The organism is Tardiphaga sp., from assembly GCF_044340795.1.
Taxonomy (GTDB): domain Bacteria; phylum Pseudomonadota; class Alphaproteobacteria; order Rhizobiales; family Xanthobacteraceae; genus Tardiphaga.
Genome location: NZ_JBIISY010000233.1, coordinates 1 through 9,112, shown reverse-complemented (window position 1 = coordinate 9,112; position 9,112 = coordinate 1). Strand labels below are relative to the sequence as shown.

At 60.7% G+C, this 9,112-nt stretch carries 8 protein-coding genes; 1 reads left to right on the top strand and 7 read right to left on the bottom strand.

Going from position 1 to position 9,112, the window contains the following annotated elements; translation table 11 throughout:
- The 5 genes from ACIQ17_RS26695 to ACIQ17_RS26675 form a co-directional block, all read right to left on the bottom strand.
- A partial coding sequence (locus tag ACIQ17_RS26695) for a GTP-binding protein (protein WP_253828407.1) occupies positions 1 to 122 on the bottom strand: 122 nt, incomplete at its 3' end.
- Between the two features lie 39 nt (positions 123 to 161).
- Positions 162 to 2,234, bottom strand: coding sequence for an elongation factor G (fusA, locus tag ACIQ17_RS26690; RefSeq protein ID WP_398472340.1), 2,073 nt, complete (start codon positions 2,232 to 2,234; stop codon positions 162 to 164).
- Between the two features lie 31 nt (positions 2,235 to 2,265).
- On the bottom strand, positions 2,266 to 2,736 hold the full coding sequence (gene rpsG / locus ACIQ17_RS26685) for a 30S ribosomal protein S7 (protein ID WP_398472339.1): 471 nt from the start codon (positions 2,734 to 2,736) through the stop codon (positions 2,266 to 2,268).
- A gap of 15 nt (positions 2,737 to 2,751) precedes the next feature.
- The gene (gene rpsL, locus ACIQ17_RS26680) at positions 2,752 to 3,123 is read right to left on the bottom strand and encodes a 30S ribosomal protein S12 (RefSeq protein ID WP_211909034.1); all 372 of its coding nucleotides are present in this window, start codon (positions 3,121 to 3,123) and stop codon (positions 2,752 to 2,754) included.
- 672 nt (positions 3,124 to 3,795) lie between these two features.
- A complete protein-coding gene (locus tag ACIQ17_RS26675; protein ID WP_398472337.1) occupies positions 3,796 to 4,185 on the bottom strand; it encodes a RidA family protein in 390 nt (129 codons plus the stop codon).
- Between the two features lie 148 nt (positions 4,186 to 4,333).
- Between ACIQ17_RS26675 and ACIQ17_RS26670 the strand changes: the two genes are divergently transcribed.
- The gene (locus ACIQ17_RS26670; protein ID WP_398472342.1) at positions 4,334 to 4,906 is read left to right on the top strand and encodes a TetR/AcrR family transcriptional regulator; all 573 of its coding nucleotides are present in this window, start codon (positions 4,334 to 4,336) and stop codon (positions 4,904 to 4,906) included.
- A 145-nt stretch (positions 4,907 to 5,051) separates the two neighbouring features.
- Here ACIQ17_RS26670 and ACIQ17_RS26665 read toward each other — a convergent pair whose 3' ends face one another.
- Both ACIQ17_RS26665 and ACIQ17_RS26660 read right to left on the bottom strand, forming a co-directional pair.
- Positions 5,052 to 7,112, bottom strand: coding sequence for an ABC transporter ATP-binding protein (locus ACIQ17_RS26665; protein WP_398472335.1), 2,061 nt, complete (start codon positions 7,110 to 7,112; stop codon positions 5,052 to 5,054).
- A gap of 257 nt (positions 7,113 to 7,369) precedes the next feature.
- Positions 7,370 to 9,112: FAD-dependent oxidoreductase (locus ACIQ17_RS26660; RefSeq protein WP_398472334.1), on the bottom strand; the 1,743-nt coding region annotated here is incomplete at its 5' end.

Sequence of the window (9,112 nt, the reverse complement as noted above, 5' to 3'; positions counted from 1 at the left end):
CCGCCGGACTCAGCCAGCACCTTCGTGATCGCGGCGGTCAGCGACGTCTTGCCGTGGTCGACGTGACCGATCGTGCCGATATTGCAGTGCGGTTTGTTACGTTCAAATTTTGCTTTGGCCATGATTCTCTCCTCTGGGTCGTCAGCTTGCGCTTACGACGATCAGGCAAACTTCTTCTGGACTTCGGCCGACACGTTTGCCGGCGCTTCAGCGTAGTGATCGAATGACATCGAGAACGTTGCACGACCCTGGCTCATCGAGCGCAGCGTGTTCACGTAACCGAACATGTTCATGAGCGGCACCATCGCGTTGATGACGTTGGCATTACCGCGCATGTCCTGGCCCTGGATCTGGCCACGGCGGGAGTTCAAGTCGCCGATGACCGAACCGGTGTAGTCTTCCGGCGTCACGCACTCGACCTTCATGATCGGCTCGAGCAGAACGGACTTGCCCTTCTGCAGAGCGTCACGGAGAGCCGCACGCGAGGCGATTTCGAACGCCAGAGCCGACGAGTCGACGTCGTGGTAAGCGCCGTCCACCAGCTGGACATGAACGTCGACGACCGGGAAGCCGGCGACGACGCCCGAGGTCATGACGCTGTTCAGGCCCTTTTCAACGCCCGGGATGTATTCCTTCGGAACCGCACCACCGACGATCTTCGACTCGAACACGAAGCCCGAACCCGGCTCGCCCGGCTCGACCACGAACTTGACCCGGGCGAACTGGCCGGTACCACCGGTCTGCTTCTTGTGGGTGTAGTCGACTTCAGCGCGCTTCGTGATCTTCTCACGGAACGCCACCTGCGGAGCGCCGATGTTCGCATCGACCTTATAGGTGCGCTTCAGGATGTCGACCTTGATGTCGAGATGGAGTTCGCCCATGCCCTTCAGGATGGTCTGGCCGGACTCGTGGTCGGTCGACACGCGGAACGACGGATCTTCCGCAGCGAGCTTCGCGAGAGCCACGCCCAGCTTTTCCTGGTCGGCCTTCGACTTCGGCTCGATGGCGATTTCGATCACCGGCTCCGGGAATTCCATGCGCTCGAGGATGACCTGCTGGTCCGGATCGCAAAGCGTGTCACCGGTGCGGGCTTCCTTGAGGCCAGCCAGAGCGACGATGTCGCCGGCATAGGCTTCCTTGATGTCTTCGCGGTTGTTCGCATGCATCAGCAGCATGCGGCCGATACGTTCTTTCTTCTCACGGGTCGAGTTCACGACGCCGGTACCGCTCATCAGCACGCCCGAATAGATGCGGCAGAAGGTGATGGTACCGACGAACGGGTCGTCCATGATCTTGAATGCGAGCAGAGCCAGCGGCTCCTTGTCGTCGGCCTTGCGGACGATCTCGTTGCCCTCTTCGTCCGTGCCCTTGATGGCAGGAACGTCGACCGGCGACGGCAGATAGTCGACAACGGCGTCGAGCAGCGGCTGCACGCCCTTGTTCTTGAAGGCCGAGCCGCAGAGCACCGGATAGAACGCGCCAGTCAGCACGGCCTTGCGGAGCAGACGCTTGAGCGTCGCTTCGTCCGGCTCGTTGCCGTCGAGGTAAGCGGCCATCGCGTCGTCGTCGAGTTCGACGGCGGCTTCGAGCATCTTCTCGCGATACTCCTTGGCCTTCTCGACCATGTCTTCCGGAATATCGACGATGTCATACTTCGCACCGAGGGATTCATCGTTCCAGATGATGCCCTTCATGGTGACGAGGTCGACGAGGCCCTTGAAGTTGTTCTCAGCGCCGATCGGCAGCTGAATCGCAACCGGCTTCGCACCGAGACGATCGATGATGTCCTGCAGGCACTTGTAGAAGTCAGCGCCGGTCTTATCCATCTTGTTCGCGAAAACGATCCGCGGAACCTTGTACTTGTCGCCCTGACGCCAGACGGTCTCGGTCTGCGGCTCGACGCCCTGGTTGGAGTCGAGAACGCACACGGCGCCGTCGAGCACGCGCAGCGAGCGCTCGACTTCGATGGTGAAGTCGACGTGGCCGGGGGTGTCGATGATGTTCAGGCGCTTGCCATTCCAGAATGCCGTGGTGGCAGCGGAGGTGATCGTGATGCCACGCTCCTGCTCCTGCGTCATCCAATCCATCGTCGCGGCACCTTCGTGCACTTCGCCGATCTTATGGCTCTTGCCGGTATAGAAAAGGATGCGCTCGGTCGTTGTCGTCTTACCGGCATCGATATGCGCCATGATACCGAAGTTACGGTAGTCCTCAATGGCATGTACGCGAGGCATGGGATGTTCCTTAAATTCCGGAGTTTCGCCGTTACCAGCGATAATGCGAGAATGCGCGGTTGGCTTCGGCCATCTTGTGCACGTCTTCGCGCTTCTTCACGGCGTTGCCACGGCTGTTCGACGCATCGAGCAGTTCAGCCGAGAGACGCTCGGTCATGGTCTTCTCGTTGCGGGCGCGGGCGGCAGTGATCAGCCAGCGAATACCGAGAGCCTGGCGACGCACGCTGCGCACTTCAACCGGCACCTGGTACGTTGCACCACCAACGCGGCGCGAACGGACCTCGATGGTCGGCATGACGTTTTCGAGCGCCTGCTCGAACACGGTCAGCGGGCCCTGCTTGGTCTTGGCCTCGATGATATCGAAGGCACCGTAGACGATCTGTTCAGCGGCAGACTTCTTGCCGTCATACATGATCGAATTCATGAACTTGGTGACGATGATGTTCCCGAACTTCGGATCCGGGTTCACAACGCGCTTTTCAGCAGAATGGCGACGAGACATCGATCAGGCTCCGGCTTACTTCGGACGCTTCGCGCCGTACTTCGAACGACGCTGCTTACGGTTCTTGACGCCCTGGGTATCCAGCACGCCGCGGAGGATGTGGTAACGAACGCCGGGCAAATCCTTGACGCGGCCGCCGCGGATCATGACCACGGAGTGCTCTTGCAGGTTATGACCTTCGCCCGGGATGTAACCGATGACTTCGAAGCCATTGGTCAGACGCACCTTGGCGACCTTACGAAGCGCCGAGTTCGGCTTCTTCGGGGTCGTGGTGTAGACGCGCGTGCAAACACCACGCTTCTGCGGCGACTGCTGCAGAGCCGGCACCTTCTTGCGCGCCTTCTGAATGACCCGCGGATTTGCGATCAGCTGGTTGATCGTCGGCATGTCAGCCTTCACCCTTTATTCGCGCGAAACCTCATGGCTTCGCAAAAATTGTTCGGAGCTCCCTGCTCCATCGGTCTCGAACCGCACGAATTTCTTCGCGCAAAACGAAATAACGCCAACCATTCATCGCTGAATGGATAGCGCTAACGCCGCAGAGGACCACGATGGCGACATCAGGCTGTCGCCCTCAGTCTTTACCTTGGTCATGCACTGAATTCGATTCCCCGGATTTCTCCGTAAAATCAAACGTCGTTTGGCATTGCCTAGATTTAAACGGCAGCGTTTGAGCGTCTTGGTCGAGGTTGGTGCCCGTCAGGCAAAGCCATCCGGGTGATCCGTACCGACACTGGCGAAGCTCACCGCCTGTCGTTGAGTGGCCGGGTTGTATCCGCAGGGGTTAGGCAAGTCAACACCTATCCGCGTGCAAAATACGCTTGTGGCACAGCATTTTCTAGCATGCGGAGCCCCCGAAAATCACCCTGAATCCGCGGAGATTCAGGGTCATCCACCGCTCTCTGGGCGGAGTCGAAAACTGCAGTTTGATGACACCTGGATGGAGGTCTGATGAGATTTTTGGACCTCGAAACGAGCGATTCCGCCCCCTCCTCCCGATTCCCGCGTCATCGCGCGGTCAGAATCGGGAGAATCGCTGTTCAGGCCATTACCGAGTCGTTAAGGCAGGCGGGCGATCACCTTGATCTCGAAATCGAAGCCCGCAAGCCAGTTGACGCCCACGGCGGTCCAGTTCGGATAGGGCTTCTCCGGGAATATCCTGGCGCGGACGACATTGACCGTCTCGAACTGGACCTTCGGATCAGTGTGGAAGCTGGTGACATCCACGATGTCATCAAACGACGCTCCTGCGGCCTTCAGGACATTGGCGAGGTTGTCGAACGCTAGTTGCACCTGCTTGGCGAAATCGGGCTCTGGCGAGCCGTCCTCGCGACTACCGACCTGGCCGGAGACGAACAGAAGGTCTCCTGAGCGGATGGCAGCCGAGTAGCTGTTGATCTCGTAAAGGTCCTGCCGGCCGGCAGGGAAGATTGCGTCGCGTTTAGCCATGATGTCTCTCCGGTTTCAAATCGCCGCGCTGGTTGATATACGCGCCGTATGTGACTAACTGGGGACATACGGGGCGTATGTCAATATTGACATACGCGATGTATGCTATTTTTGGAGAATGACGGTGTCGACCGGCAAGCGCGCGCAGATGGTGGAAGAAACGCGGGGGAAACTGATCCAGGCCGCGCGCAAGGCTTTTGCCAGCAAAGGATATGCGGCGGCCTCCATGGACGATCTCACCGCCGAGGCCGGGCTGACGCGCGGCGCGCTCTATCATAATTTCGGCGACAAAAAGGGCCTGCTGCAGGCGGTGATCGACCAGATCGACGCGGAAATGCTGGCGCGGATGCGCGTGGCATCCAGCCAGGCGGAGACGCCGTGGCTTGGCTTCATGACCGAGGGCGTCGCTTATATCGAAATGGCGCTCGAGCCTGAGATCCAGCGCATCATGCTGCTGGACGGGCCGGCCGTGCTCGGCGATCCCTCGCAATGGCCGAACCAGACGGCATGCCTGCGCACGACCACCCAGGCCATTCAGAAGCTGGTCGATGATGGCGTGGTGAAATCCGTGGATGCGGAAGCCGCCGCAATGCTGATCAACGGCGCCGCTCTGAATGCAGCGCTGTGGGTGGCGGCGGCGAAGGATCCTGCGGCCGCGCTGCCGAAGGCCGTGGACGCATTTCGCGAATTGGCGTCGGGATTGTTGCGCAGCGAGCGATGATCCCGCTCATTCTGTCATCCCCGCGAAAGCGGGGATCCAGTCAACGACGTCGACGCGTCTTTATAACTGCGGTCGGCGTTCACTGGATCGCGCGGTCAAGCCGGGCGACGACAATCAGAGAAGTCACGCCAGAACAAGACGACGACTACTCCTCGTCGTCTTCATCCTCGTCGTCCTCGTCTTCGTCGTCCTCGTCGTCCTCGTCGTCATCCTTGTCGGCGGTGTGGCGTCCCTGGTTGTCCCACAGCTCGCGATAGGTGCCACCGAGCGCGAGCAGCTCCGCATGCGAGCCGCGCTCGATCACCCTGCCCGCGTTGATGACGATGATCTCGTCCATATCGACGACCGACGTCAGCCGATGCGTCGATGAAATCATCGTGCGGCCTTCGGCGAGCTTGAACAACGTCGTGTTCAGCGCCGCTTCCGTCGTCTGGTCGAGCGCCGATGTCGCCTCGTCGAGCAACAGCACCGACGGATTGCGGACGATGGCGCGCGCAATCGCGATGCGCTGGCGCTGGCCGCCGGACAGCGTGTCGCCGCGCTCGCCGACCTGGGTGTCGTATTTGTCCGGCAGGCTCATGATGTAGCGATGGATCTCGGCCTTTTTCGCCGCCTCCACCACCTCCTCGTCGGAGGCGCCTTCCTTGCCGAGCCGGATGTTTTCGCGGATCGACATGTTGAACAGCATGTTCTCCTGGAACACGACCGCCATATGACTGCGCAGCGACTCGCGCGTCACCTTGCGGATATCGACGCCGTCGATGGTGACCTTGCCCTCGTCGGGCATATAGAGCCGCAGGATCAGATTGAGCAGCGTGCTCTTGCCCGAACCGGACGGGCCGACGATGGCGATCTTCTTGCCGACATCGAGCCTGAGGCTGAGATTGTCCAGCACCGGCGCGCGGCTGTTCTCGTACTGGAACGTCACGCGATCGAAGGTGATGTCGTGCTCGACCCGCGGCAGTTCCGGCGCATTGGGCTTGTCGGCACCGCGGGTCGGCTCATCCAGCATCTCGTTCATGTGGCGCACGGCAGCCGCGGTCTGGATCGAGACCGGGATGAAATGCATGACATGAGCGATGTTGTAGGACACCTCCCAGAACGCGCTCTCGAAGGTGACGAAGGTGCCGACGGTGATCTGGCCCTTGGTGGCGAGATAGGCACCGATGGCCAGCACCACGAGATGCAGCAACAGCACCGAGACGGTGACCGAACGCTCCACCATGGTGGAGAGGAAGGTCGCTGCGGCGATGCGCTTGCGGGTGTCGTCATTGCGCAGGCGGAACCAGCCCAGGGTGCGGCGCTGCAGATTGAACGCCTTCACCACGGCCTGCGCCGCGATGTTTTCCTGGATGGTGCCGAGGATCGAGGCTTCGCTCTGCTTCTGCTCGTAATTGGCCTGCACCGCCTTGGGCGTGAGAATGCGCGGGCCGATCAGGGTGATCGGGAAGATCAGCAGCGCGACCATGGCGAGCTGCCAATTCAAATAGATCATCAGCAGGATGCCGGCGATCAGTTCCAGGAACGGCAGCAAGGCGCTGTTGGCAAAGCTCTTAATGCAGTTCTCATAGGCCGACATGTCGATCGAGAAGCGCGACAGGATCTCGCCGCGCTTGGTGCGGGCGAAATAGGCCGATGGCAGTTCCTGCACATGTCCGAACAGTTTTTCGCGCGCACTGGCGATGATCGAAGCGGCCAGCCGCGCATCCCAGCGCTCATACCAGATCGCCACTATGGAGGTGATGATGCCGGCCACGGCCAGCACCGACAGGATCTTGATCAGCGCGTCAAAATCTTCCTCGCCGAGCGCATCGTCGATGAGGAATTTGAGGCTGAGCGGCATGATGACGTTGAACAACGTCTCGATGAGCACGCCGAAGCCGACAAAGCCGAGCATCTTGCGACGATTGGCAAGGAACGGTCGTGTGAAGGCATAGATGGTGCCGAAAGCGCCGGCGGCTTCGCGCGCGGTGAAAACGACGAGTTCCTCGTCGTCGTCGTCATCATCGTCATCGTCTTCGTCATCATCCTCGTCGGACGATTTCGCCTTGGCGTTCTTGTCGGCAACGAGCTTTTCCGGCGCCGGCGGCTTGGTGCTCGGCACCGATGCGGCGGCAGCCCCCACGGGCAGCGCGAACTTGCCGTCGAGCGGATCGGTCGCCTTGGCGTCGTCGGAGGGGGGATTCTCAGGAGGCTTCGACGCCATGAACCGGACCGTTGCTGGAGACCCGGAAAGCCCGGGCCGAAAGAATCATGCCGTGGCTTATTAGCGCCACGGCATGAAGTCTATGCGATCAGGATTGGTTCCGCAAAACAGCGCTGATGTCACTCACCACGGAAGTTGTCGCCGCCCGGCTTGACCGGGTGGCCCGGTACACACTGACGGTCGTGATGGAGCCGTAGCGATGTCGTTTACTGGATCCCCGCTTTCGCGGGGATGACACTTGAGGTGCCGCCCGACGATCAGTCCTCGTCCTCCGCCTCGACCTTGTCGAAGAAGGAATAGCGCAGGCTGTCCGCGTCGGCATACCAGTGGCCGGGTCCCTTCCCGGCTGCGAGGGTCGCTTCCCACACGGCCTCGGTGCAATCGCGGCGGTGCATGGAGAGATCGAAGCCGTTGCCGAAGAACAGTTCCGACCATTCCCACCAGGTGCCGAGCTTCTTGACCCCGCGCAGCAGGTCGTAGCGATCGATCACCGCCGGCGCCATGTCCGAAGTCACCGAGCCGAAGATCAGGCCGGTCTTGATCACGCGGTTGAGTTCGCCGATGGCGGCCGTCACCTGCTTGTCGGCGACGTGACACAGGCTGGTCTCGAACACGAAATCGAACTGCTCGTCCTTGAACGGCAGATCGGTGATGGAGCCGAGCTTGTTGTACTTCTGCAGCGCCTTCGGCGTTTTGGCGTGGATCGCCTTGTTATTCTCGACGCCCCAGGCATCGATACCCTTGGCGCGCAACGCGCCGACCAGTTCGCCCGATGCCGAACCGGCCACCAGCAGCTTGTAGCCCTTGGCGCGGCCCCAGACGATCTTGATGAGTTTTGTCAGATAGTCGGGATCGGTGAACTGGCTCCAGACTTCGCTGTAAGGCCCGACGTTGCGATAGTTCTTGAAATAGTCGTTGTCGATCTTGTCGGAGGCAACGACGCCGTTCACGCCGCGCGCGCGACGCAGCTTCATCATCTCGGTGACGATGATGTCGGTGGCGGCGTCCGAGGAGTCGAGCAGGCCGTTCAGCGTGGAGTCGAACAGATAGTCGCCGACCACGACGATGCCCGGATGCCCCTTCGGCTCCGGCCGGTGATTGGTCATCACGTCGCGCACCGGCATGCCGCCGGGGATCGAATTCACCGAAGACAGCCAACGATGGATCTTGCCTTCGACGAGATGCGCACGCGCATTGCCGAACGAGGCCGGCAGCGACTTGATGGCGGCATCGATCAGTTCGTCGTCGGAGAGATTGGCGAAGGCCAGCGCATCGGAGCCGGCGATCAGCCAGTTCAGCACACCGTGCTTGCCGACATCGTGGCGCGCGCCCTCGTTATAGACGCAGCAGCCACCAAAGGCTTCCGACATGAACCAGGCGCCGGGGATCTGCTCGCCCCAGAACGGCGTATCGAACAGCAGCGACACGCGCAGGTAATGCGCGGGACGATCGAAATAAGCGACGTGCTTGACCATCGAGCTGCGCAGGTCCTCGCCGCCCCAACGCATGGTGGCGAGCCAGGAATGCGGCAGGCACATCACCACCAGATCGAAGTCGCGCGTCTCCGGCCCCTTGCCGTTCATCATGTCGAGGCGATAGCGCCCTTCCTCGGTCTTGCCGACCTTGAGGACGCGGTGATTGAGCGCGATATCGGCAGCGACTTCCGAACGCAGGCAGGAGATCAGTTGCTCATTGCCGTTCTGGATCGAATACAGGCCGATATAGCCCTCGATATCCATCACAAAATTCTTCAGCGCATTGAGGCCATTGGTGTTGTGCGCTTCGGTGGCGATATCCGAGCGCGCCATGGCCTTGAAGAAGCGTTTGGCGGTGGGATCGCTGACTTCCCTGTCGAGCAATTCCTCGGCATTGATCCACGCCCACGGGTTCTCGTTGTCATGCGCGCCGACGCCTTCGTAATATTCGAGCGGCGAGATCATCTTCGCGCATTTCTTGCGGAATGCTTCGATCGCGGCCGCGGTCTTGGCGCCGTATTTCTT

What these genes read in the sequence shown, in the direction of transcription:
- ACIQ17_RS26670 (WP_398472342.1), top strand. Translation starts at nt 4,334, where the DNA reads ATGGTGGAAGAAACGCGGGGGAAACTGATCCAGGCCGCGCGCAAGGCT.
- rpsL (WP_211909034.1), bottom strand. Translation starts at nt 3,123, where the DNA reads ATGCCGACGATCAACCAGCTGATCGCAAATCCGCGGGTCATTCAGAAG.
- ACIQ17_RS26665 (WP_398472335.1), bottom strand. Translation starts at nt 7,112, where the DNA reads ATGGCGTCGAAGCCTCCTGAGAATCCCCCCTCCGACGACGCCAAGGCG.
- fusA (WP_398472340.1), bottom strand. Translation starts at nt 2,234, where the DNA reads ATGCCTCGCGTACATGCCATTGAGGACTACCGTAACTTCGGTATCATG.
- ACIQ17_RS26675 (WP_398472337.1), bottom strand. Translation starts at nt 4,185, where the DNA reads ATGGCTAAACGCGACGCAATCTTCCCTGCCGGCCGGCAGGACCTTTAC.
- rpsG (WP_398472339.1), bottom strand. Translation starts at nt 2,736, where the DNA reads ATGTCTCGTCGCCATTCTGCTGAAAAGCGCGTTGTGAACCCGGATCCG.